The organism is Tannerella forsythia 92A2 (assembly GCF_000238215.1).
GTDB lineage: Bacteria > Bacteroidota > Bacteroidia > Bacteroidales > Tannerellaceae > Tannerella > Tannerella forsythia.
The window spans coordinates 1,747,284-1,773,530 of the sequence record NC_016610.1; the positions used below are offsets into that span (position 1 = coordinate 1,747,284).

General features: G+C 49.0%; 13 protein-coding genes, 1 tRNA gene and 1 pseudogene. 11 read left to right on the forward strand and 4 right to left on the reverse strand.

Features of this window, described 5'->3' with window-relative positions; all coding sequences use genetic code 11:
- Nucleotides 1–33: 33 nt before the first annotated feature.
- Nucleotides 34–2,376, reverse strand: coding sequence for a type I DNA topoisomerase (topA, locus tag BFO_RS07175; RefSeq protein ID WP_014224989.1), 2,343 nt, complete (start codon nt 2,374–2,376; stop codon nt 34–36).
- 193 nt (nt 2,377–2,569) lie between these two features.
- Here topA and BFO_RS07180 point away from each other — a divergent pair, with 193 nt between their 5' ends.
- From BFO_RS07180 to BFO_RS07240, 11 genes and pseudogenes are all read left to right on the forward strand, one after another.
- The gene (locus BFO_RS07180) at nt 2,570–5,239 is read left to right on the forward strand and encodes a valine--tRNA ligase (protein ID WP_014224991.1); all 2,670 of its coding nucleotides are present in this window, start codon (nt 2,570–2,572) and stop codon (nt 5,237–5,239) included.
- Complete coding sequence (locus BFO_RS07185) at nt 5,229–6,290, forward strand: DUF6340 family protein (protein ID WP_014224992.1); 1,062 nt, start codon at nt 5,229–5,231, stop codon at nt 6,288–6,290. Before BFO_RS07180 ends, BFO_RS07185 begins: the two co-directional genes overlap by 11 nt.
- Before the next feature lie 358 nt (nt 6,291–6,648).
- A complete protein-coding gene (locus tag BFO_RS07190; protein WP_014224993.1) occupies nt 6,649–7,890 on the forward strand; it encodes an ISL3 family transposase in 1,242 nt (413 codons plus the stop codon).
- Between the two features lie 129 nt (nt 7,891–8,019).
- Entirely contained in the window at nt 8,020–8,472 is a 453-nt protein-coding gene (locus BFO_RS07195; protein WP_041590755.1) for a hypothetical protein, read from the forward strand.
- 75 nt (nt 8,473–8,547) lie between these two features.
- Nucleotides 8,548–8,620 (forward strand) — tRNA-Thr (locus BFO_RS07200).
- Between the two features lie 388 nt (nt 8,621–9,008).
- Nucleotides 9,009–12,548 (forward strand): annotated as a pseudogene (tfsA, locus tag BFO_RS15610) (S-layer glycoprotein subunit TfsA).
- Nucleotides 12,549–12,657: 109 nt separating this feature from the next.
- Entirely contained in the window at nt 12,658–16,740 is a 4,083-nt protein-coding gene (tfsB, locus tag BFO_RS07215; protein WP_155642566.1) for an S-layer glycoprotein subunit TfsB, read from the forward strand.
- A 1,724-nt stretch (nt 16,741–18,464) separates the two neighbouring features.
- The gene (locus tag BFO_RS07225) at nt 18,465–19,361 is read left to right on the forward strand and encodes a TIGR01212 family radical SAM protein (RefSeq protein ID WP_041590760.1); all 897 of its coding nucleotides are present in this window, start codon (nt 18,465–18,467) and stop codon (nt 19,359–19,361) included.
- Between the two features lie 50 nt (nt 19,362–19,411).
- Complete coding sequence (locus tag BFO_RS07230; protein ID WP_014225003.1) at nt 19,412–21,580, forward strand: S9 family peptidase; 2,169 nt, start codon at nt 19,412–19,414, stop codon at nt 21,578–21,580.
- Complete coding sequence (lipA, locus tag BFO_RS07235) at nt 21,580–22,431, forward strand: lipoyl synthase (protein WP_014225004.1); 852 nt, start codon at nt 21,580–21,582, stop codon at nt 22,429–22,431. The genes BFO_RS07230 and lipA overlap by 1 nt, the downstream gene beginning before the upstream one ends.
- Nucleotides 22,432–22,480: 49 nt before the next feature.
- Nucleotides 22,481–23,689 carry an NUDIX hydrolase gene (locus BFO_RS07240; RefSeq protein ID WP_014225005.1) on the forward strand — a complete coding sequence of 403 codons (1,209 nt, stop codon included), beginning with the start codon at nt 22,481–22,483 and terminating at the stop codon, nt 23,687–23,689.
- On the opposite strand, the gene BFO_RS07245 is transcribed toward BFO_RS07240, so the two are convergent.
- The 3 genes from BFO_RS07245 to BFO_RS07255 all read right to left on the reverse strand — a co-directional run bounded on the left by BFO_RS07245 (nt 23,667) and on the right by BFO_RS07255 (nt 26,218).
- On the reverse strand, nt 23,667–24,161 hold the full coding sequence (locus BFO_RS07245; protein ID WP_041590761.1) for a metallophosphoesterase family protein: 495 nt from the start codon (nt 24,159–24,161) through the stop codon (nt 23,667–23,669). The genes BFO_RS07240 and BFO_RS07245 overlap by 23 nt on opposite strands.
- A 193-nt stretch (nt 24,162–24,354) precedes the next feature.
- Nucleotides 24,355–25,035 carry a DUF3825 domain-containing protein gene (locus BFO_RS07250; RefSeq protein ID WP_014225007.1) on the reverse strand — a complete coding sequence of 227 codons (681 nt, stop codon included), beginning with the start codon at nt 25,033–25,035 and terminating at the stop codon, nt 24,355–24,357.
- 100 nt (nt 25,036–25,135) lie between these two features.
- On the reverse strand, nt 25,136–26,218 hold the full coding sequence (locus tag BFO_RS07255) for a PCMD domain-containing protein (RefSeq protein ID WP_041590763.1): 1,083 nt from the start codon (nt 26,216–26,218) through the stop codon (nt 25,136–25,138).
- Nucleotides 26,219–26,247: the final 29 nt, after the last annotated feature.

Genomic DNA, 26,247 nt, shown 5'->3' on the forward strand with positions numbered 1-26,247 from the left:
CGAAATAAAAAAAGCTGCGTTGAGCAGCTTTTTTTATTTCTTCTTTGCGCCTTTTCTTTTGGCCGGTTTTTCGTCGGCCTCGGCGATGATTTTTTTACACTCTTCGAGCGTCAACGACGCGGCCTCAACGCCTTTCGGGATACGGTAGTTGGCTTTGTCGAATGTGATGTACGGCCCGTAACGTCCGTTCAGAATTTCCAGTCCCGGCTCTTCCTCGAACTTTTTGATGTAACGCTGCGCCTCCTTGTTCCGTTTTTCCTCAATCAGCGCGATCGCCTCTTCGGCCGTGATGGAGTAGGGGCTTAGCGTCTTGGGGATGGATACAAATTGGTTGTCGTGACGCACGAACGGCCCGAATCGGCCGATCGCTGCCGTCATCTCCTTGTCTTCAAACGTACCGATGACACGCGGCAGATTAAAAAGCTCCAGCGCTTCTTCGAGCGAGATCGTTTCGATAGACTGACCTTTCATCAGTGACGCGAAACGCGGCTTGGGCGCTTGCTTGTCGTTCGGATTCGCCAGCCCGATCTGAACAATCGGACCGTAACGGCCGATTTTGACGAAAACCGGCTCCCCGCTCTTCGGGTCGATACCGAGCTGACGCTCCCCGACCTTATGTTCTGTTTTCACCGCGGCTGTTTTTTCTACAATCGGATGGAAGAACCGGTAGAATTTATCGAGCGCTTTCGTCCAGACCAGCTCACCCTCGGCAATGGCATCGAATTCTTTCTCCACGCTGGCGGTGAAGTTGTAATCCATAATATCCGGAAAGTACTCCATCAGGAAATCGTTGACTACCGTGCCGATGTCGGTCGGAAGCAACTTGTTGCGATCGGCTCCGACGATCTCTTTCTTTTCTGCCTCCGTGATTGTCCCATTCTTCAAGGTGACCGCGTGGAAGGAACGTTCTTCGCCCGGTTTATCTCCCCGAACGACGTATTCGCGGTTTTGAATCGTCTGGATCGTCGGTGCGTACGTAGACGGACGTCCGATACCCAGCTCTTCCATGCGGCGCACCAAACTGGCTTCCGTATATCTCGGCGGACGCTGCGTGAAGCGTTCCGTAGCGGTGATCTCCTGCACGCCGAGCACATCTTTCACCTGCACGGCCGGGAGCAGTCCGTTTTCCTGCTCGCCTTCTCCCTCGTCGTCCGCGCTCTCGCGGTAGACATGCAGAAAACCGTCGAACTTCACCACCTCGCCCGTAGCGAGGAATTTATCTTTCATCTTTCCGATACCGATCGAGATCGTCGTGCGCTCCAGTTCGGCATCGGCCATCTGACTGGCGATTGTACGTTTGTAGATCAGGTCGTACAGTTTTTTCTCCTGTGCGTTTCCGTTGATTGCCGGATGATCCATATACGTCGGACGAATAGCTTCGTGCGCTTCCTGTGCGCCTTTGCTCTTCGTGTGATACTTGCGTAGCTGATGATACTTTTCCCCGTATTCGCGGAAAATCGCTTCCTTGGCCGTATTCAGGGCAAGGCTGCTCAGGTTCACCGAGTCCGTACGCATATATGTGATGAATCCCGATTCGTAAAGTCGTTGAGCAACCATCATCGTCTGCGAAACGGAGAAGCCGAGCTTGCGCGCCGCTTCCTGTTGCAACGTAGAAGTCGTGAAGGGCGGAGCCGGCGATTTTTTCAGCGGCTTTTTACTGATATCGTCGATGATAAATTCCGAACTTGCTTCCCGGCATGCTTTCAGAAACCGGTCGACCTCATCCTTGTCTTTCAGGCGTCTGTTCAGTTCCGCTTTCAGGAGCGTTTTTCCGTCGGGCAGGATGAAAGTAGCGATGACCCGGTACGAGGCTTCGGCCACGAAGTCGTTCACTTCGCGTTCACGCTCTACGATCAGGCGCACGGCTACCGACTGCACCCGTCCGGCCGAAAGCGCCGGCTTGACTTTGCGCCATAAAATCGGTGACACCTCAAAACCTACGATCCGGTCTAATACGCGGCGTGCCTGCTGAGCATTGACCAGATGGATATCGAGGCTGCGAGGCGTATCCAGCGCATGCAGGATCGCGTTCTTCGTGATCTCGTGAAAAACGATGCGCTGCGTATTTTGGGGGTTCAGATCCAGCACTTCGGCTAAATGCCAGGCAATGGCTTCTCCTTCGCGGTCTTCATCAGACGCGAGCAGCACCTCCGTCGCCTCTTGCGACGCTTTTTTCAAGTCTGCAACCAGCTTTTTCTTTTCCGCTGGAATGACGTATTGCGGTGCGTAATCATTCTCAATATCAATACTGAACTCTTTCGTCTTCAAGTCGCGGATGTGTCCGTAACTCGACATGACCCGATAGTCTTTACCCAAAAATTTCTCGATGGTTTTTGCTTTTGCAGGAGACTCTACGATAACCAGTTTTTTTTGCATCTTTTCTCGTTGTTCTTTTTTTAAATCCGGGGCAGAGATTGTGGCACGGAAAGGGAGAAACTGTTCGTTTTTTCTCTCTCAAAGTCGTGCTTATCTTTGCTTTTCGGGGTGCAAAGATACAAAAAAACTACATTCTCGATTATATTTATTATTTTTGCGCCGACTGTTGATAAAGCATCAATAACAAGAGCAAATGGAATTAGCAACGAAATACGACCCCTCGTCGGTCGAAAGCAAGTGGTATCAATATTGGTTAGATAACAGGCTGTTTGCCTCGAAGCCCGATGGGCGCGAACCGTACACCATCGTGATACCGCCACCTAACGTGACCGGAGTATTGCACATGGGGCACATGCTCAACAATACGATTCAGGATATTCTGATCCGTCGTGCGCGCATGACGGGGAAAAACGCCTGTTGGGTGCCGGGCACCGATCATGCTTCCATCGCTACGGAGGCCAAGGTCGTAGCGCGTCTGGCCGAAAAAGGAATACGCAAATCGGACCTCACGCGGGAGGAGTTTTTAAAACATGCCTGGCAATGGACGGAAGAGCACGGTGGGATTATCCTGCGGCAGCTCCGTAAACTCGGCGCCTCGTGCGATTGGGAGCGTACAGCATTCACCATGGATGAGACCCGCTCGGCAAGTGTGATCAAGACCTTTTGCGATCTGTATAATAAGGGGCTGATATATCGTGGCGTGCGTATGGTTAACTGGGATCCTGCAGCCTTGACGGCTTTGAGCGACGAAGAGGTGATCTATAAAGAGCAACAGGGGAAACTTTATTATTTAAGGTATAAGATCGTCGGTGAAGAAGGGTATGCCGTGGTCGCTACCACACGCCCCGAAACCATCATGGGCGATACGGCCATGTGCATCCATCCGGATGATCCGAAAAACAGACATTTGCACGGCAAACAGGTGATTGTGCCGCTTGTCAACCGCGTTATTCCCGTGATTGAAGACGATTATGTCGATGTCTCCTTTGGTACGGGCTGTCTGAAAGTGACGCCCGCTCACGATGTGAACGACTATCTGCTCGGTGAAAAATATAACCTTCCTTCGATCGATATATTCCATGACGACGGCACCATTGCTCCGGCAGGTCAACTCTACGTGGGTATGGATCGGTTTGAAGTGCGCAAACGGATCGTGCAAGACCTTGAGGCGGCCGGATTACTCGAGAAAACGGAAGACTATATAAATAAGGTAGGCTTCTCGGAGCGTACACAGGTAGCCATTGAACCGAAACTTTCGATGCAGTGGTTCCTGAAGATGGAAAAGCTGGCGCGTCCCGCTCTCGATGCGGTGATGAACGATGAGATCGTCTTTCATCCGTCGAAGTTTAAAAATACGTATCGCCACTGGATGGAGAACATCAAAGACTGGTGTATCAGTCGTCAGTTGTGGTGGGGACACCGGATACCGGCCTATTATGCTGTCCCGACGAATCTCCCTCAGGGTGAGACGCCGTCTACGGTTACGATTGTAGCCGAGACCGAAGACGAAGCACGCGCGATAGCCGGGCAGCATCCTGCTTTGGGTGGCGCGGGAAGAACGTATACGTTGCGTCAGGATGAAGATTGCCTCGATACGTGGTTCTCTTCATGGCTGTGGCCGATCGCTCTCTTCGACGGGATGAACCGCCCCGGTAACGAGGAAATGGCGTATTACTATCCGACGTCCGACTTGGTCACCGCTCCGGATATTATTTTCTTCTGGGTGGCGCGTATGATTATGGCCGGCTATGAATACGAGGGGAAGATGCCGTTTAAAAACGTCTATTTTACCGGTATCGTGCGTGATAAGCTCGGCCGGAAGATGTCGAAATCGCTGGGTAATTCGCCCGATCCCCTCGAATTGATCGAGAAGTATGGCGCCGATGGCGTGCGTATGGGAATGATGCTCTCCGCACCGGCCGGCAATGATATTCTGTTCGATGAATCTCTTTGTGAGCAGGGACGTAACTTCAATAATAAAATATGGAATGCGCTGCGTCTCGTAAAAGGCTGGACGGTAGCCGATCTTCCGCAGCCCGAATCTGCCGGAATTGCCGTCAAGTGGTTTGAGGCGCGTGTCGCCGCAGCCATCGAGGAGTTGAACGACGATTTCTCAAAATATCGCATCTCAGAAGCGTTGATGGTCGTGTACAAACTTTTCCGCGATGAATTCTCCTCATGGTATCTCGAAATGGTCAAACCGGCATACGGTCAGCCGATCGATGCGACTTCATACGCAGCCACACTCCGGTTTTTTGAACAGTTGACGTTGCTGCTTCATCCGTTTATGCCGTTTATCACCGAAGAAGTGTGGCAAGCGCTTGTCGAGCGCCGGCCCGGCGAAAGCATCATGGTAGCGCAAATGCCCGATGTGGGCAATAAACATGACCGGCTCGTCGCGGATTTCGAGAACGTAAAGAATATCGTAGCCGCCGTCCGTTCGATACGTCTTGAGCGGAACATCCCGAACAGGGAGCCTCTGACGCTCCAAATCGTATCGGGCGATTATGACGATGCTTACAATACGGTGATTACGAAGATGTGTCATCTGGAGCAGATTGTGCGTGCTCCGAAAGATGAGACGTCGGCATCGTTTCTGGTCGGTACGACGGAATATGCCGTGCCGCTCGGAAGTACGATCGACGTTGCCGGGGAGGTGAAGAAGATGCAGGAGGAGATTGATTACCTTGAAGGGTTTCTGGCTTCAGTCATGAAAAAGCTCGGTAACGAAAAGTTTGTCGCTCATGCGAAGCCTGAAGTCGTGGCTAATGAGCGCAAAAAGCAGGCCGATGCCGAAAGCAAGCTGAAAACGCTGCGTGAAAACGTTGAGAAGTTGAAAGGAAGAGATGCCGATGTGCGTTAAGGGTTCGGCAAGAGAAGGACGTTCGTCTCGGTTTTTATTCTCGGTGACAGGGCTTTGCCTGTTGCTCCTCGCTTCATGCAGCTCGTTACGTTATGTAGAGATAGAGACATACAACCCTTCCGAGATTGTCTTTCCGAAGAAGGTGCGTAAAATCCTGATCGTAAATAATGCCGTGGCGCAGCCGAAGGTGCGCTATGAAGCCTTACGGCCGATGAATTCGGCTGATACGATGGGTGTAAGAGCCGACAGTACGACATTCGATTTTTGCCGAAAGTTAGGCGAACGGATGGCTCAGTCTCCGCGTTTCGAGGATGTACGTCTTTATCAGGGCGCTTTACGGACCGATTCCTTTTTTGCTTCGGAGCAGCGTCTGACCGATGAAACGGTGCGGCGATTATGTGAAGAGGAGGGAGTTGATGCCGTGATCTCGTTAGACCGTTTGCTCTTTAAGATGAAAGGAGTACTTCGGCAGGGGGACTATCTGCCGGTGGAGTCGGTCGATGTCGAGGTGCTCGGCACGGTGCGCGCGACTATTCCCGACGGGAAGCGTGCTTTGGGAACCGTCCTGCTGTCCGACACGATACCGGTTAATCTCGAGTGGGACTTGGCCGCAACGGAGAAGATCGAAGAACTTCCGCTGGAAGAAGTGTTGCATGGCGTGTCGAGCTATTTGGCCGATAAGACCCATCTGAATTTTGTTCCACACTGGAGCTCCGATACTCGCTGGTATTATACGGCTTCGGGATCACTGTGGAAAGAAGCGGCAGCTTATGCTGCGACAGATCATTGGGAGGAGGCTGCTGCTATCTGGCAGCGTCTTTACGACCGAACGCCCGAAGGGAAAGCTCAAGCGCGTTTGGCTGCCAATCTTGCTTTGAGCGAGGAGTTGAAGGGAGATCTGTCAAAAGCGCTGGAGTGGGCGGGGCGGTCGCATGAGCTTTGTCGCAAGTACTTGGGAGCGTCGGCCGAAGCTACGCGGAATCAGGCCTGTTATATCTCGGTCTTGGAACATCGGGTACACTCGGATGAAGCTTTGAGAAAGCAGTTTTAACAGAGTTTTTTTGCGTTGGCTGTTAGGGGGGGGCTTCGTTCGTGTCATTTTTCGCCTCCTTGTGGAACATTTTTTTATGTTCCACGATTAACAAATAAGAAGCAGGGCATCATGATTTTGTTTGTGAGGGGGGGGGGCTGTCAGTAAACAGTTGCCAGCGTTCAGCCATCAGCGGTCGGTACATCGTGTAGGGGCGAGCCTCTGTGTTCGCCCACCATAACAACCGATTCGGCCTCGGATGATAGAGACACAATGAATTGAATTCTGCCCTCTGCCGGGTACTTTTTTCTGGGTCTGTGTTGAATCGTGTGGGTAACCCATAGATCAGCATTCGGAAAAAAGTTGTATAATTGCATTCATGGATACGAACATGTTATTCTCTATTGGTTTGAATTTGTCTTTTCCCTGGAAAGTGGTTAAGAGTGAGTTTCGTTTGCTTGATGAGAGCAATATCCGCGAGCTTCATATTTGGATTGACTTTGAGTACGGCTCCCGGTTCATCTCTTCTAAGGGAACCTTACTTTCCCCTCACGACACGGTTGACAAGCAGTGGCGTCATCTGAATTTCTTTGAACATCCATGCTATTTGCATGCTCGTGTTCCTCGATTGAAGACCGATGTTTCCTCAATAGAGATGGTACAGGTTCCCTGGGCACGGCATAACTCGGGCTTTACGATGCTTTTCGAGGCGTTTGCGATGGCTCTTATAGAAGAAGAGACTCCTGTCAACTCTGTAGCTAAGACAGTAAAGGAATATCCCAAGCGTATATGGACCATATTCCGTCATTGGATAAGCAAAGGCAAGCGTAATCTCAACTTGTGCGGAGTCAGACGTATAGGCGTGGATGAAACCTCTCGCAGGAAAGGACATTCGTACATCACTCAGTTTGTTGACCTTGACACCAGAGAGACGATCTTCGTCTGTCCGGGCAAGGATTCAGATACGTTCAAGAGGTTTTCCCAATGGCTCATAGAGCATGATGGAGATCCTTCGCTTATAGAGGTGGTTGCTATGGACATGTCCAATGCCTTCACCTCCGGCTGCATGAGGTATTTCCCTCAAGCACATATTGTATATGACAAGTTCCACATAGTACAGGACACCAACAAGAGACTTGATGAGGTGCGCAAGGCAGAAGTGGGTGAGAAGAAACTGCTGAAAGGGCATCGGTTTACACTGCTGCATCTTCGGAAGAACCTGCCGGAAGGAAGGTTGCAAGAGCTTGATACGATATTGCTCACCTACCCATCTCTTGGAAAAGCCTATAGCCTCAAGGAAGGACTCGTTGATATACTTCATGCCGCCACTGCCAAATCTCAAGGAGCATGGGAAGACTTTCTCAAATGGATGGAGATGGCTGAGCAGTCTGCATTGGAACCGTTCAGAAAACTGGTGGCAACGTTCAAGGGGCATCTGTTCGGCATAAAGACATTCTTTGAGCAGGGAACTATCACAAATGGGGTATTGGAAAGCCTTAACTCTAAAGTCCAATTGGCCAAAAGAAGAGCTAGAGGATACGCAAATGTGAATAACTTTATGGATATGGTATACTACATAAACGGAGGAAGGAATTTCCATTACCCACTCAAATCAACATAGAGCCTTTTTTCTATTGCGGAATTTGCGATAATTCTTCTTCGAAAAACAAAACAATGCTTATCTTTGTTCTTTTGAAAGCTGAAATTGTCCGCACATATCGGATAGAAAGGAATAAAGGGATAGAAGAAGATGAAGCAAAATGTGAAGGTCCAGTCTGTGATAGAATCGTTGTTTTTGTCGGTCGTAGAACGTTTGACAAAAGATCATGCGTTGCGCGTGATTAACAGCTTGGGGGTGCAATTGGACCTCGAGGCCGGCGAGATTCAGATTTTTGATGAGCAAGAGCGTCTGTTGAGGAAAAAAGTGATTTTCGATTGGGCCGATTCCAAGAATAAGGACGAAGCGTTTACTCCTCAAAAGATAGCCATGATTCGTTCGGCGATCAATAAAGTAGCCGGCGAAGGGGCTTTTGAACATTCGAATTTCATGAAACCGTTTGTGATTCGTCTCACAAACGAAGATTTTAGTACAATAGAAGCGCTTTATTCCGTGGAAGATACGCCCGGAGAAGGCGATTTGCTGAAAAGTTTGGATCGGGAATTGAAAGATTTTTACAGGAAACTCTTTTCGGATGTGGAATAAGTTATTATCTTTGCGCCCGGATAACGAATGTTTCTGTTGGGAAGCGATTCATGGGCGCGAGAGGAAACGAATTACGCCGAAATAGCTCAGTTGGTAGAGCAATTCATTCGTAATGAATAGGTCCCCGGTTCGAGTCCGGGTTTCGGCTCAAGCTAAAGAAAAACAATATTATATAATAGAGTTTTTTTTGATGTGCCTGCAAGGGTACAGGATGAAAAAACATAGGAGATAAAGCAATAAAATGCCTCGGATAATAGAATACATTCGTATTGAAAGAGTTCTGACGATGAAGCGGGCTAGAGGCCTGGCTGCTGTTGCCGGAACTTTATATTTTGTACCTGAAAACGCCCCTTTTTGATAAGAAACAAATCAAGCATGAAAAAAAAAACAGGTTTATGATTGCAGGAATAAAACAAATATGTATTTTTGTTGCATTGAACAGTATGTCCGGGAGGGTGGTATGCCTTGGCGGATGCGGTTTATAAGAGGAAGAAAATAAATTAATTTACGTAGTATTAATATTTAATTATTTGATTATGAACAAAAAAGTATTTACTTTGTTAGCGGCTTCGCTGATGCTGTTTATGACGGCGTTTATGGCGGATGCGCGACCCTTTTACGGGGATGCGGTTAAGTATCTTCCGGAGGGAATGGGCAAAGGAGCTTATCACTTAAAGGTAACGCTGCAAACCGCTACCGGACCGGTCGATAAGTTCTTGGCAATGGATGAGTTTGGTTATATTACCCTGGTGGATTCCGCTTTTATTTATGGGGCGAGTGTACCGGCCGATTCTTCGTATCGCAGACTGCGCGCTGCAATGTGGTGTGTGAATGTGACCAAGCCTGAGCTTTATGGCAAGGTGCCCGGTTTTGCTTTTACGAATAAGGAGTATGGTGCAGGGCTGGAATTTGAGTATGAAAGCAGTATGTTTAAGAAAATGTGTGCGGGTATGGACGTTCATTCTCAGCGTGATCTCCCGTTAGTGGGAGGTAATCTTGGCATATGGAAGTTCTCCCGTACCTATAATACCGTGCCGCTGGAGCAGGAACAGTATCTTGCCATAGAGGTGAAGCCGGACTATTATATGACGTTCGCCATTAACAAAACTTGTGGCGCTTCCGACTCTGTTCGTTTGGTTGTAGCTCATAAGGATGAATTCGATGTGAATGCCGATTTCTACAAGAAAGACTTGTTGAAATTCACCTTGGTTAATGCTCGTCCGAGAGTGCTTACCGCCAAGGACTTCAATACGATGATGTATGAATATTCGAAAGAGGAATACCGTCAGCTTGAGTTCTCGCAGAAAGTTTCTGCCGGACAGGTAAACCCGTTTGAGCAGCCGTTGATGGCGGAAGATGTGACCGGTACCACCGGTGATAAGCAGTATCTGAACTTGAAGAATAAGGACGGTAAATATGTTACTGCTTTGGCAGGTAATACTGAAGAAAACTATGTGAATGATCTGGGGTATCGTTATCCGAAGATTGTGACCGGAGGGAAATCAACTTCCCAGCATAGCGACTGGCGTTTGGTATACTATCCTTCCGAGGACAGTCTGGTTATCAATGTACGCAGACTGAATCATATGGTGGAGGGTGATAATGAAGATAATATGACCTATTTGGACGGTGAATATGATGGTTTGTTTAATCAAACGATTTGGAACTTCCTGACGGTACGTATGCAGGATCTGTCGGCCGGCGAACGCGTGGTTACGGTAAGAAACAAACCGGCCAATGTGCGTGGATTCTTCAATATCAACAGTTGTGTATTGTACGATAAAAACCGTACAACGGTGGAGGGTGACTTGTATACCATTAAAGATAAGGATGGACGCTATTTGGTCGTGCCGATGTATGCCGGTAACTTTACTCCGCAATGGTTGCGCCTTGACGAAAATGAAGTAGCGAATATGACTCCTTCGTATCAATGGTATGTTGAACAGGTGAACGAAGGTTCCAGCATCTCGAAGATTCATCTGATAAATCGTGAGTTTGATGATATCCGTATCGAATATGTGCAGATATACAATGATTATGAGCTTTTCAAAGGAGTTTGGTGGCGTTTGGACCCGAAGAATAAGAAGAAAGATTATTCGCCGGTGATGGGCAGAAATTTCGTAAACAAAGAAAGCTTTATTCGTGTTCCAAGACCGTATCGTAACGACCCGTATTTGGGATATCGTTTCTTTAGCCGCAAACCGAGCTAGTTTGGTAAGGAAGATGGCGGTATTGCCGAAGCAACCGATTCACTCAACTGGTTCGCTTATACATTCCAGTACTTAAGCGGTTTGAGCGGAAATCATTATATGGGCTTCGACGAAAAAGCTTCGAATAAAGACACCATTCTCTATGTTTTGAAGGGAGAAAAGACGTACTTCCAGTTGGTAATACCCGACTCCTTGCGTAAGGAAGCATATGGTACCGAACGATATGGTATTGGATGGACAAGCAACAGTCCGCTGAAGAGCAAATTTACCAAAAAAGGTACGGATGACTATATCGCACCGTTGGAAAGATGGTACTATCATCTGCAAATCAACGACTATTGGAAGTTTAAACGGAATGAATACTATTTGGTGTTAGACGATAACGGTCGTTACGGATATACGCCAGAGGTAATCGCCAATGCTCGTAAACTGAATAAAGCCAAATTCTATCTGCGTTTTACGTATCAGGTAGACGGCAAGAACTATTACGCCTTGCTCGATCGTATCGATCTTTCTAACTTCCATTACTATACGGATATTACCGGATTGCCTATCACCGATACGGTAAGAGTACATGATACCAGTCATGGATCCATAAAGAATAATTCGTTTGGAGTCGTTCATGCTTCTGTTGATGACTTGAACAACTACGTAAGAAGTCAACCCAAAACGGTCGGTGGGCAACGTGTTTCGACCTTTGCCATCTCGTGTGAGACGGAACCGCTTTATCGTCGTTTCAATACGACGGACGAAAGCGCCATAGGTTCCGATAATCCGGATACGTTGAAATTCCATCGTACGGCTGTAGGAAAAGAAAGAGAATATTTGTATGAAGATGCACACAGTATCTATTCCTATGACATAAAGCGACTTCCGGGAAAGAATCATAGCAGTGTTAACTTCTTGGGCGTTCAGAATGAAGATGACGCCATTGCCAATAAGGATAAGGATCAAGTCTTCAAACGTCATTTGGATACTGATTGGGCTATATACGTAGATACGGCTTATGTAAACCGTGGTACGGGACATATCAAACCGCAGTATCTCTTGGCGGTAGATCCGAAATTCGGTTATCTGGGCTGCCCGGTTTGCGGTGAAGATCAATTGAATCGTCCGTTCGTATATGCCCGTTATCTGCGTAACCAGACCGATTCGGCTCGCTTGGCCGGACATCCGGACGGTACCATTGTGGATAAGGATTATATTTGGGATGCTAAATGGGAGCGCTTGTCGTTTGTACCGGCGATCCATGCAGGAGATACGTTGTATATCCTGAACGGCCGTCCGATCGAAGCCTTTATACAGAAGAAAAAGGAAGCTGACGGAACCGAAACCGAATATGTGAACTACAAGAAGTTGCGCAATGATTCAAAGGTTAAGATTGTCTTCTTAGGCAATAACAAGCATAAGGATGAGGTCTTCTCGTTCCGTTTCACGGAAGTGGGCGGTGGCTCGAACAAAGACTTTATGATCGAATCTGAAACGACGAGGCGCGATGTTACAAAAGGCCGTATGATCGCTCCGATGAACGGCGGCTGGGTGAAGATTCAGAACGGTGTGCCGGTAATTAGCCGCGGTGCGTATACCGACTGGATTGCAGAAGCTGAAACATGGAACGTAAAGATGACGAAGAAGTCTCCGCTGGCCAATGCCGAAGCGTCTGTAACGGATGTGAAGGTGGTAGCCGGTGCCGGAGAAGTGATGATCCGCAATGCTTCGGGCAAGAAAGTGACGGTAAGCAATATCTTGGGTCAAACGATTGCGAAGGTAGTCTTGACGTCGGATAATCAAACGATTGCAGCTCCGCAGGGAGTGGTAGTCGTAGCGATTGAAGGTGAGAATGCAGTGAAAGCTGTAGTAAAATAATAAGGTATTCATTAAATGGAAAGGAAGGATGGCAGGCGATCTCTTGCCTGCCACTCCGAACTTTCCAACCCATACGAATTGAATATTAATATTAAAAATGATAATGATTATGAACAAGAAAATTTTCACGCTATTAGCGGGTGCTTTTATGGGCTTCGCAGCGGTGTCTTCAGTGACTGCACAAATAGCACTGGAGCAACAGCAGCTGCGCGTTAAGCCTTATGACAATGCAAAGCCCACGCTGAAGTTTAAGGAAGGAGCCAATGACGGGTACTATTACCTTCAGGTAGACTCCATGGTGGCCTATGACAAGGTTACGAAACGGCAAAAGATGATTGGCTTTACCCCTAAGAAAACACCGTGGCCCGGAGTTATCCCGCTCGACAGCTTTGGGACAATACGAAGAGGGGTGACCCTTTATATGGGACCGGACAGTGCCGGACAAAATGCCTTGTGGATTGATGTCATGGGACGTTTGAGTGGAACCACTCCCGGACCTCGGGTTCCGAGTGCATATCCAAATACCGCCAGCATAGCTCTGGAAAGTGCAGCCGGTCTGTGGTGTGTCACGATTCAAAAGTATTATCAGGGACAGAATCCGACATTCGATTTCACAAACAAGCTTCAGAGAATGATGCTCGAAGTCAATGTGTATGGTCATGAAAGCTGGCCGAAGGATGTCGACGGCTGGAGAAAGTCGAACTATAAGAGTTCCTCCAATCCGAATGCTCAAACACCGGGCAGTATCTCTGCATGGGAATTCTCCGAAACGTATAAAACAGGCGTGAAAGGCGGCCGTCCGCTGGTTTCTTATCTCGATGAAACGATGGATACCGTGGCTGTTTTGGTGGGAGATACTCTCAACAAGTTAGGGTATGTACAAGTAAAAATTGCTCCGGCTACTGATGTGAAAGCCGGTAAGATCAATGGTATGTTGCTCTTTACGTTGAAAGAAGCGATGCCGTTCGCCCTGGATAAAAAGAGCTTTGAAACCGTATTGGGTACACAGGCATCCCAGGAAGCTCGTTCGTTGAAATTCTCTCCGAACGGAACGCCCAATCCGTTTACGGATCAGAAATGGGAAGTAGAATATCTGGACGGTATTAGTCCTGTGACTGCGATGTTGATTGACAGTTCGGCTTGGACTAACCCGTGGGAAACGAACTACCGGGCATGGGATGTAGCTCCGATCTCGCAAGTTGGAACTGCTGGAAATCCCTGGTTTAGCGTAGATGTCCGTCATATGGGACAAATGGGGTATGTACGGTTAAAAAATGCCGGAAAATATTTATATGTAGATACGGTCTATTACAATTCCGGAAATTCGCAATTCCTGAAATTCAATCAGAACGCAACTTTCCCGTCAGATGGCAGTCCGATGATCGGTCAGTTCGTTTGGCGTATGGTATATTATCCTTCGGGCGACAGTATCTATATCAATCCCTTCAGTGCAACGTATCTGCCGACGTATGATCCGAAGGCGATTACCGATTCGACCCGTTTCGCTACGGACAGTGTCGTACGTTCATGGTACACCTTTACGGCTTATCCGACCCCGAAATTGATGGTGGATACTTTACCGAGATATAATCAAAATGGAGTTTTTCATCCGGCATTACAAGTTCCTGTGGATGAACGTATGACAGCCCGTCTGAAATGGGGTGTAAATCCGAAAAGAAAAATCGGTGCGGTTACTCCGGGTGCCGGTGCTCCGATTGATTACAGCTATTATCACAGACTGTATGTGTCTCTTCAGAACCTCACGGTAGACGGTAAGCCGGGTACTAGAGTGACCTTGCATAATACAAAAGAGAATGGTAAAATTAATACGCAGATCAACTTCGGTTGCTATGAGCCGTGTAAAATGGCTACTTCCGATCGGGTATCGATTGACCCGGATCTGTACCTGATCCGTAACGAAAGAGGACAGTATCTGCACGTTCCGTTGTATTCGGCACATGACTCGGCTGTCTGGGTATTCCTGGATAAGAATGTACATCCCGAAGAGTTGCCTTCATTCCAATGGATTGTAGAGAAACGCTTCAAAAATGCCGAAGCTTCTCCGATCAACATCATCAACCGTGAGTTCGGTCAGATCAACAAAGGCGGTATGTATGCAGGAAATTACGGTTTAGCCTTTATGGATATCCAGTTGATGAAAGATCAGCATGCACCGTTTAAGGGTCGTACGAAAACATGGGGTTGGAACAAGCAAATTGTAAACTCCGAGGTGATTGATTTCGAAAAGACGAAGAATAATATGAGTGCGAAGAAAGCACCTACGTTTATCCGTCTGCCGAAACAGTACAAGAACAATCCGAACCTGGGTTACCAATGGATCAACAGAGATACGGCTACCGTAAATCTGTATGCATTCAACTATAGATCGGGCATTGACAATACGAAGTACCTCTCGGTGAAGGCGTCGATCTTTGACGGTACGGGCCGGGATTCCCTTATCTATGTGCAAGGTACGAACTGCTTTGATATTGCATATTTCCGTATTGACACTGTAAACGTGGATGCCGGTCATTACAAACCGTACGGGTATGGTGTGAAAGCCGGTGCAGAAAGTCCGAGTGTGTGGAAGAAGAATCAGGTGGCTGATTTGGTACAGTTGAAGAGACAGGCTTATCGTATCAAATACGAAAATCCGTTCAAATATTGTCTGGGTGCGTTGAAACTGAGCAATGGCGAACAATATCGGTATTCGTTGAGCTCGAGATTGCGGTATAATGAAGTCATCGGGACGCCGCTGTTCTTCCTGCGTGATGTATATATGGAAGAAGACGGAGTGAAGGACTTTGCATTAGTGCAGATTATCGATACGTTCTCAATTCAAAGTACCGGTGGAGGCTTGACTCCGAGTGCTCAACTTGAGAAATATCTCAAAGAGCATCTGGGTGCGCAGTTGACCTCTTTGATCATGGGCAATTTGAAAAAGGCCGGCGAGTTCAATCCGGGTGTGTTTGTAGCTGCCGTAGAGGAACAGGCTCCAATGAAGTTGAAGTATACCTATCGGGGAGATGTGCAAACACGTGTTTCGACATTCCGCTTGAAGAGAGACGCCGATCCGATCTACCGTCGTTTCAATACGGAACTGGAAGGTGACAAACCGGGCGATACGCCGGAGACGGTGAAGTTCTATACAACGAGAAGTGCTCCGACAGGAAAGAACTATCTGTTTGAAAATACGAATGCGCTGAAAGATCAGCAGGCTTATTACAGAGCGAAAAAGAACTATTTGGGCTTGGTAAGTATCAATTCGAACCCGAATGTAAAGACGGCTATCTATGTGGATACGGCTTATGTGAACCGTGGTACGGGCCATATCAAACCGCAGTATATGCTGATGATTCGTCCGACAATCGTAGAAGATACGTTGGGTTGTGACGATAACGGCGATTTGACGATTCCGTTGCCGGGGTATCGTAGAGGGATGTACTTGATCAATGCTACCGATTCTGCCAAAGCGGATGCAGGTACGCCGAACGAAAACGATTACCTCTGGGGTACGGCTTGGAACCGCTTGGTGTTCACGGATGCAATCCATGCAAATGATGCCTTGTATATCTTAGGTCATGCCGATCTGAAAGGTCTTTATACGAAAATTAATCTGAAAGGTGAGAAGATGCTTGACCTGAAGAAATTGGATGCTGCATCGGATTCGTCTCCTGCCGCTCCGAAGAACGGTAAGATTCGCAAGATTGCATTGAATAACAATTTCCATAAAGACTGTGTGTTCTCGTTCCGTCTGATCGAAAGAAAATCGTGCGATAAAGAAGGCGGTGACTTCCTGATCGAGTCTGAAACGCAAGATCGCGGTCAGTATCCGGTGATTGCTCCGTGCGATGGCGGCTGGATCAAGATTCAGAACGGTGTGCCGGTGATCTCTCGTTCGGATGTGCTGCAAGCAATTGCAGATGCCGAAATCTTCAATGTGGAGAAGACGAAGGAAGATCCGGTAGCGAATGAAATTACTCCGGCGATAACCGAAGTGAAGGTCGTAGCTGAAAACGGCGCTGTCACGATCCTGAATGCCGCAGGCAAGAAGGTCGTTGTAAGCAACGTATTGGGCCAGACGCTTGTGAACACTGTATTGACTTCCGACCGTGCTACGGTTGCAGCTCCGCAAGGTGTTGTCGTAGTAGTTGTTGAAGGACAACCGGCTGTAAAAGCGATGGTGAAGTAAATGTTGAAATAATCATTTGATTCAATATTAAGATGAGGAGGGTTGCCCTATGAGGGTAACCCTCTTTTTTTTAGACTACTTTACGACTCATCTCACCTTCCTTGTCGGCTCACCGCCCGAGGCCCAAGGACGAACGCCGAAATGAATGGTCAATGGTTATTTTCTAAATACATGATTCGGCGTGTACCACGCATAACAATTAACCATTGACAATTAACAATTAATTTGTCATTCAGAGCGTGAGCGAAGAATCTTTTCTCATTGTCCGGCAGGGCTGCAAGCCCGATATATTTCAGCCCCATCCCGCAAGGGTGGGGTATCCATGTCCGCACCTTGTTTAGAGGGCTGAAAGCCTGACATAATCTCTTTTCTGTCACTTTTGGCTTGACCCAAAAGTAACCCAAAAGTCAAGGCTTCGTGCGCTTCACACACCTTCGCGAGGCTTGCAGGTCAGAAAATCAGGTGACTCGCTTGGCTCGGACAGCCTGATTTTCTTTCGCCCTGCTCGCAGCTCCGTCGGCTCACCGCCCGAGGCCCAAGGACGAAATTAATTGTCAATGGTTAATTGTCAATGGTTATTTTCTAAATACATGATTCGGCGTGTACCACGCATAATACTTAACCATTGACAATTAACAATTAATTTGTCATTCAGAGCGAAGCGAAGAATCTCTTTCCTTTTCTCCACGAGATTCCTCACGATGTTCGGAATGACAAATACGGTTATTTGCGTTCGGATACCGTGTACCCGGTACGTTTGCCCGCACGGGGCACAAGGGCTGCAAGCCCGATATATTTCAGCCCTATCCCGCAAGGGTGGGGTATCCATGTCCGCACCTTGTTTAGAGGGCTGAAAGCCTGACATAATCTCTTTTCTGTCACTTTTGGCTTGACCCAAAAGTAACCCAAAAGTCAAGGCTTCGTGCGCTTCACACACCTTCGCGAGGCTTGCAGGTCAGAAAATCAGGTGACTCGCTTGGCTTGGACAGCCTGATTTTCTTTCGCCCTGCTCGCAGCTCCGTCGGCTCACCGCCCGAGGCCCAAGGACGAACGCTGAAATGAATGGTCAATTGTTATTTTCTAAATACATGATTCGGCGTGTACCACGCATAACAATTAACCATTGACAATTAACAATTAATTTGTCATTCAGAGCGAAGCGAAGAATCTCTTTCCTTTTCCCCGTGAGATTCCTCACGATGTTCGGAATGACAAATACAGTTATTTGCGTTCGGATACCGTGTACCCGGTACGTTTCCGATATATTTCAGCCCTATCCCGCAAGGGTGGGGTATCCATGTCCGCACCTTGTTTGGAGGGCTGAAAGCCTGACATAATCTCTTTTCTGTCACTTTTGGCTTGACCCAAAAGTAACCCAAAAGTCAAGGCTTCGTGCGCTTCACACACCTTCGCGAGGCTTGCAGGTCAGAAAATCAGGTGACTCGCTTGGCTCGGACAGCCTGATTTTCTTTCGACCTGCTCGCAGCTCCGTCGGCTCACCGCCCGAGGCCCAAGGACGAAATTAATTGTCAATGGTTATTTTCTAAATACATGATTCGGCGTGTACCACGCATAATACTTAACCATTGACAATTAACAATTAATTTGTCATTCAGAGCGAAGCGAAGAATCTCTTTCCTTTTCTCCACGAGATTCCTCACGATGTTCGGAATGACAAATACAGTTCTTTGCGTTATTTTCGTTCGGATCATTACCTTTGCAGAATGAAATCGAAGATGCACTCTTTCCCTTTCAAAGTACAGAAAATTTCGTTGAATGCGGGTTTCACATGCCCCAATCGCGATGGGAGCAAGGGGACGGGCGGGTGCACGTACTGCAATAACCGGACGTTCAATCCCGATTATTGTCGTGCGGAAAAGAGTATCACCGAACAGATGAACGAAGGGATGCGTTTCTTTTCCCGCAAATATCCGGAGATGAAATATCTGGCTTACTTTCAGGCGTACACGAATACCTACGGAGAGATGAACGAGCTGCAACGCAAGTACGAAGAGGCCTTGGCCTGTCCGGGAGTGGTGGGGTTAGTGATCGGCACGCGTCCGGATTGCATGCCGGACGAGTTGCTCGACTATCTGACCGCTCTTGCCGGGCGAACGTACGTGATGATCGAATATGGTCTGGAAAGCACGCTCGACCGTACGCTGCAGCGGATCAATCGCGGGCATACGCATGCCGAGTCGGAAGATGCGATCCGTCGCACTCATGCGCGAGGCCTTCCCGTTGGCGTACACTTGATTCTCGGCCTTCCCGGCGAGAGCCGCGACGAGATGCTGCATCATGCCGATGTGCTTTCGGCCTTACCCATTACTTCTCTTAAACTGCATCAGTTGCAGATTATCCGTCATACGGCGATGGGACGTGAGTACGAGGCATACCCCGAACGGTTTCGTCTGTTTACCGTAGACGAATACATCGATTTGGTCGTTGCGTTTCGCCGGCGTCTGCGTCACGACATCCTTATCGAACGGTACGTATCGCAGGCGCCCAAGGAATGGCTGCTTGCCCCCGACTGGGGACTGAAAAATTATCAGTTCGAGGCAAAGCTTCGAAAGCGCATGAATGAAATCAACAAACGACATTTGTTTAAGCAACCAATTTAGAAATATCGGTTTTTTTATTTAAGTTTGCCCGAAGAAAAAAACAAAAAACAATGGGGAAGGAAACAGGAATAGCTCTTTTGCTCTTGCTACTTACGGCAGGAGTTGTCAGCGCTCAGCAGCGGGTGGAATTGCGAGGAGTTACGGACGGAAAATACCGCCAATCGACGACCGACGGAGGGTTGCGTACCATGACCGACGGAGTGCATTATACCGCGATGAACAGGGAGCGGACGATGATTGTCAAATACGACTATCGCACGGGTAAACCGGTCGATACGCTTTTTTATACCAAGACGGCGCGTGAATGTACGTTCGATGATTTTCAGGGGTATGAAGTGAGCCCGACCGGACACCGGATTCTGATCTGGCGCGAGACAGAGCCGATATATCGTCGCTCGTTCAAGGCGCAGACTTTTGCTTACGACGTGCGTCGCAACATGGTGAAACCGCTGAACGATTCGGGCGCCAAAGTGATGATTCCGACCTTCTCGCCCGACGGACGAATGTGTGCTTACGTGGTCGATAACAATATATGGGTGAGAAAATTCGATTACGATACGGAGGTGCAGGTCACGAAAGACGGCGCGCCGAACAGGATCATCAACGGCGCTACGGACTGGGTGTATGAAGAAGAATTCACGGTGACGAACCTGATGAGCTGGTCGTCCGACAGCCAATATCTGGCGTACATCCGTTCCGACGAGTCGGAGGTGCCGCAATACGCCATGCATATCTATGGCGACGGCTATTATCCGGGCGAATATATCTACAAATATCCGAACGCCGGCGAAAAAAATTCCCGCGTCACGCTTCATTCCTACAGCATCGAAACGAAAGATATCAAAACGATTCCCGTGCCGGTCGATGCCGACGGCTACATCCCGCGCATCGCTTTTACTGCAGCCCCCGACCAGTTGGCCGTGATGACGCTCAACCGTCATCAGAACATTTTCAGCATGTATTATGCGAATCCGAAGAGCGGCGTCTGCAAACAGATTCTCAAGGAAGAAAGCGACACGTATATTGATTCCAACTGGCTCAATGAGCTGATGTTTACGAACAACGGGTTCTTGTACGTGAGCGAGAAGGACGGTTATGCGCATATTTATCAGTATGCGGCAACGGGCGTAGAGCAGCGTCAGGTGACGAAGGGGAACTGGGACGTGACACGGCTTATCGGTATCGACGAAGCAACGAACACGGTCTATTACGAGTCGGCCGAAGAAAGTCCGTTGCGCCGCGCGGTATATAAGGTAGATGCCAAGGGCGTGAAGACGCGCCTGACGAATCAGGAAGGAACGAACAGTGCGTCGTTCAGCGCCAACTTCGCCTATTATGTGAACCGGTACTCCAGCGCCCGCACACCCACTGTCATCACCGTGAACGAGACGAAAACGGGCAAGACGTTGCGGACGCTCGAAGATAATGCGTCGTTGAAAGAAACGCTGCAAGCCACGGCTTATTCGCCGAAAGAGTTTATCACCGTACAGACCGCGTCGGGCTATGAGCTGAACGCGTGGATCGTAAAGCCGGCCGGCTTCGATCCGTCGAAGAAGTATCCGGTGATGATGTTTCAATACAGCGGCCCCAATTCGCAGTCGGTATTAGACCGCTACGACTTCGGATGGGAGCAGTATCTGGCGGCAAACGGCGTGATCTGCGTCTGTGTCGACGGACGAGGCACCGGAGCACGTGGCGAGACGTTCCGCAAATGCACTTACCTCAAGCTTGGCGAGCTGGAGTCGAGAGACCAGATCGAAGCCGCTCGGGCGCTGGCCAAGTTACCTTATGTGGACGGCAGCCGGATGGCGATCTGGGGCTGGAGCTTTGGCGGATACAATACGCTGATGGCGCTGAGCACCGGCAACGGCACGTTCAAAGCCGGTATTGCCGTTGCGCCGCCTACCGACTGGCGCTACTACGACACGGTCTATACCGAGCGATTCATGCGTACACCGAAAGAAAATGCGAACGGTTACAATGCCACGTCGCCCATCTTGCTGGCCAAAGATTTGCAGGGCAAGCTGCTGCTGATCCACGGCACAGCCGACGATAACGTACACTTCAAGCAGACGATGGACTATGCCGAGGCGCTCGTGCAGGCCGGTAAACAGTTCGACATGCATATTTACCGGGATCGCGACCATGGCATCTACGGCGGCAATACGCGCTACCATCTATACACGAAGATGACGAATTTTGTACTGGAAAATCTCTAATGAGCATCTATCTTCGGAAGCCCGACTGGCTGAAAATACGTTTGCAGGGGAACGAACAGTTCCGCCGAACGAAAGAAATCGTCGAGTCGCATTGTCTCCATACGATCTGTACGAGCGGCAAATGCCCCAATCAGGGCGAATGCTGGAGCCGTGGCACGGCTACGTTTATGATCGGTGGCGATATCTGCACGCGCTCGTGCCGTTTCTGCAACACGTTGACAGGTAAGCCCCGGCCGCTCAATCCGAACGAGCCGGTGCAGGTGGCCGAGAGTATTCGCCTGATGAAGTTGCGGCATGCCGTCGTTACGTCGGTCGATCGGGACGATCTGCCCGATCTCGGTGCCCGGCACTGGGTGCAGACGATCCGGCGTATCAAAGAGCTAAATCCGCAGACGACGCTCGAAGTACTGATCCCCGACTTTCAGGGGCGGACGGAGCTGGTCGATCAGGTGATCGATGCGGCGCCCGAGGTTATCTCGCATAACCTCGAAACGGTGCGCCGCCTCACACCGCAGGTGCGCAGCGCGGCACGTTACGAGGTGAGCCTGTCGGTGCTGAAACGCATTGCCGAGCGCGGACGGTGTGCCAAGACGGGCATCATGGTCGGGCTGGGTGAGACGACGGTCGAGGTGGAGGAGCTGATGGACGATGCCTGCGCCGTGGGGGTATCGGCACTGACGATCGGGCAGTACCTGCAACCCTCGCGCAAGAACCTGCCGGTGACGGAATACGTCACTCCTGCGCAATTCGAAGCTTATCGTGAAACGGCTCTCTCGAAAGGTTTTCGCTCGGTCGAGAGCGCACCGTTGGTGCGTTCGTCGTATCATGCCGAGCGAGTGCTTGAAGAATGAAATTTCTTATTCGCAACAAAGCACCCCTATACATTGTTATATATGCAGCATGGAACAAATTACCCGTATAAAGAACAGCATGGATATCCGTAAGGGCTTGAATAATCAAGCCGTCGGGTTGTTGCCGTTGCTGTTGCTGATGTTTCTGAACAATTTCTATACATACCTTGTCTCGTTCGTTATCGCAGGGGTGTTCTGTGTGGTTAGCTGTTTTACGTTCTGGGGACTGTTTCGCGGCAGGAAGTATCAGTTTATGCTTTTGCCTACGGCCCTTACGCTGATACTCTATTCGCTCTTCCTGTTCTTACGTCTCGAGCCGGTCTTGTATCTCCATTCGCCGCTTATTGCCGAATGGCTGTTAGTTGCCGTCTTGTCGGTGATCGGCTTTTCGAAGCGCCCGATCATCGGCCGAGTACGTAAATCGAACCGTCCGGCGTTGAAGCGCGCTCCGTTGCGTACAGCCTTGAACGAGTTCTTTTTTGTGGCGCAGATTGCCCAGAATATTTATACGTTGCATCTGTTTATCCTTCTGTTCTACATGATTCTGCCCGAGAACTACCAGCATATCTGGGTCGAACGGCTGCTCTACCGTGAGGCTCCCTTGTTTATCGGTCTGGGGATTATCGTCTACGAGCAGATCCGGGTATCGATGATGAAGCACGGTTTGGCGGAAGAGAAATGGTTGCCCGTGCTCGATAAGAAAGGCAAAGTGATCGGACGGATTGCTTATTCGGTCAGCCTCACTTCGCAGGCGCGGCATTATTGTCATCCGGTGGTGCGTATTGCCGTGGTGTATGACGGGATGCTCTACCTCGTCAAACGCGGCTCTGTTCAGCCTGTCTCGCCCGAGGCGCTCGATCATCCGTTTTACGGGCACGTGCTTTTCAAGCAGACGTTCGAGCAGACGGTGCGTGAGTTATTGGGCAACTCGCTGACCAAGGGCGAAGCCAAGCCGCATTTGCTCGTTCGCTATCCGTTCGAGAACGAACGGGTGACGCAACTCGTTTCGTTGTACGTGCTGACGTTGCATTCTGAAGAAGCCTTCGTGAACTATGTAAAAACGGCCGAAGGGAAGCTGTGGACACCCCGTCAGATCGAAGAGAATCTGCAGCAGGGACTGTTCAGCGAATACTTCGAGAAGGAGTATGCCTATCTGCAACATACCGTATTGCTGGCCGAGCAATACACGGCGAAGCGCGAACAGCCGGTCGAGGTATCGGCCGAGACGGAGCCGGTTACCGTTTCGCCAACTCGATAATTTCCATATCGCGGATATCTGCCCCGTTGATGACGAAACGCATCAGCGTGCGCACCGTATGAAAGCCGCTTTTTCCCGCTGCTCCGGGGTTCAGGCATAGACAATTCAAACGTTTGTCGAACATTACTTTGAGGATATGCGAATGTCCGCAGACGAACAGTTGCGGCTTCGTTTCGTAGAGCTCGGCGCGTATGGCCGGCTCATAACGTCCCGGATAGCCGCCGATATGGGTCATCATGACGGACACGTCTTCGACCGTGAAGTGAAGGGTCTTCGGGTACATCTGTCGCACGGGGTAGCCGTCGATGTTGCCGCAGACAGCCCGTAGCGGACGTATCGCCGAGAGTCGCAACGCCACGTCGGCCGAGCCGATATCTCCTGCATGCCAAATCTCGTCGCACGAAGCGAAGTAGGTGGCGTATTTCTCATCCCACCATCCGTGAGTATCCGAAAGTAATCCGATCGTTTGCATTAAGAGGCGAAAGTATAAAAAAGAAAGCATCTTTCATAAAGATGCTTTCCTATAATCTTGCTTTAAATCTTCTCTTAAAGTGTATCTTCTTTGTGTTTACAGTAAAATGTATCTTCTTTACAGAATTGTATGATCTTATAATAAAGATATTTGTTGCAAAATTACTACAATCGATTTAACCTGCAAATGTTTTTTACACTTTTAACCATTCATCATCCGGTTTGGCAATCAAACGTGCATTGTTTATGGCCATGTCTAATGTCAGGCATGTAGAAGCTCTGTAAACACCATGTTCTTTTTCAATAACTAATGCCAGATCTGCGGAGGCTTTTGAGGTCAAGCATAAAGGTAGGAGTAATTGGAGGCGTCCGTCGTAGTATTGAGGGACAGCTGTTTTGTAATTTCTGCGTATCCTTCTTATGGCATCTTTAATTGTCCCTTCCAGTAAGATTCCCAATTGGTACTTATCCATAGTTTGTAGGGCGGTGGGAAATCTTGCGATATTATCGTCAATAATATGATTTACATTAGGTCTTAATTCTAATCTGGTATCATAAATCAGATCGGATGAATTTTCAAAATAGTTGGCATTGTCCGGCAAGCATGAAAATTTCATTAATTCTCTGTCACTGGCTTTTCTCCACCCGATAAAGAACCATTGAATTGTACCCGGTCTTCTGTTCTTCTGGAATAAACCGTATATTTCTTCTTGATAGTCTGTGACCAAGCCTGTATTGAAGATGGCATATCCATGTTGTTCCAGCACTTTGCCTTCTTCATAGACCTTGACAAAGGTATGTCTGATGTAATTTTCCAAAATAGGATTCTTACCGATGGGATTCTTTTTATAATCCCAGTCTTCTTTCATGGCCATCGACTTTAACTCTTCGATACATCCATGAAAATCCTTGAACCATCCGTAGTCAAACAGTTTTATATACGATCTTTTTCAGCAAAGGTGAAGAATTTTATCTTCACTCACAAACAATTTCTACTTCATCGATATAGAGGGTGCTGCCGGGAGCGCCGCTGAAAGTTGCTCCTGCTATGCTCGATGTAAAGACGACTGCCAGATTGTAGATGCCGTTGCGCAGCTTCGTCGCATCGATGGTTTTGCCTTTGCGCGTGATGAAGGGGAGTCTGAAGTGCGTCCACTCGTCCGTCTCTTTTTGATTTTCGACGACGGCGGTGCAGATCACGTTCGGATGCGTCAAAATATTCGTGCCGTCGAGGGTTTTAAGTGTCTTGTCCGTTTCATACAGTACGGCATAGAAATGACAGCGGTCGGTGATTGCTGTTTGTGCGGGTTGGCCGTTCTGATAATACGTTGTCCCTGCTTTGTATTTGTAATAGCCTGAAAGATAAAGTGGCCGACGGTAGAAGGGCAATCCGAAGCGCGTTGCTTTCAACGGAGTGCTGAGTGCGCTCAGGAGATCGAACGTACCGATAAACAGGTTTCCTGCGGCGATCGGCATACCGGCAAGAGCGCCGAAGCTGCCGGTGCTGCGTGTCGTCAGGCGGGCGCATTGTCCGGTGTATCCATTGGCCGACTGAGCGGTGGGATAGTCGTCGGGGGTTTGCGCGTTGCCTGTCATGGCAAACCCGAGGTTTCCGCTGGCCCACTCCATTGAGACGCGTCCGTTTTGCTTCTCGGCAAAGATGCAGAAGCGGCCGTTCTTTTCGGCTACCGTATCTTCGAAATGATACCTTGTTGGCAGTTCGTCGGCCACGAATGCGACGGTATACGTTTTTTTCCACTGCCCGTCTTGCGATGTGACGGTGTATGTTTGAGGCGTAGAGAAGTCGCGGGTCGTACCTCCGGCCGGTTCGATGACGGCACCGTCGGACAAGGTGAACGAGAGCGTTTGACGTGTCAGGTCTGCATTGGCTTCTACGAAGAGCGTGATTTTATCGTTTTCAATGATCGGTTCGCGCTTGAGGAGAGACGCCTCGGCAAGGGTGCATGTCAGGATGTCGGCTTCCGCGTTCGGCAGCTCGTCGCGCAGGCAACCGGTCGATAAGAGTGGGAGGATCAGCAGGAAAAAGAGTCGTTTCATATACTTCTGTGAAGGATGTTGCGTCAAAA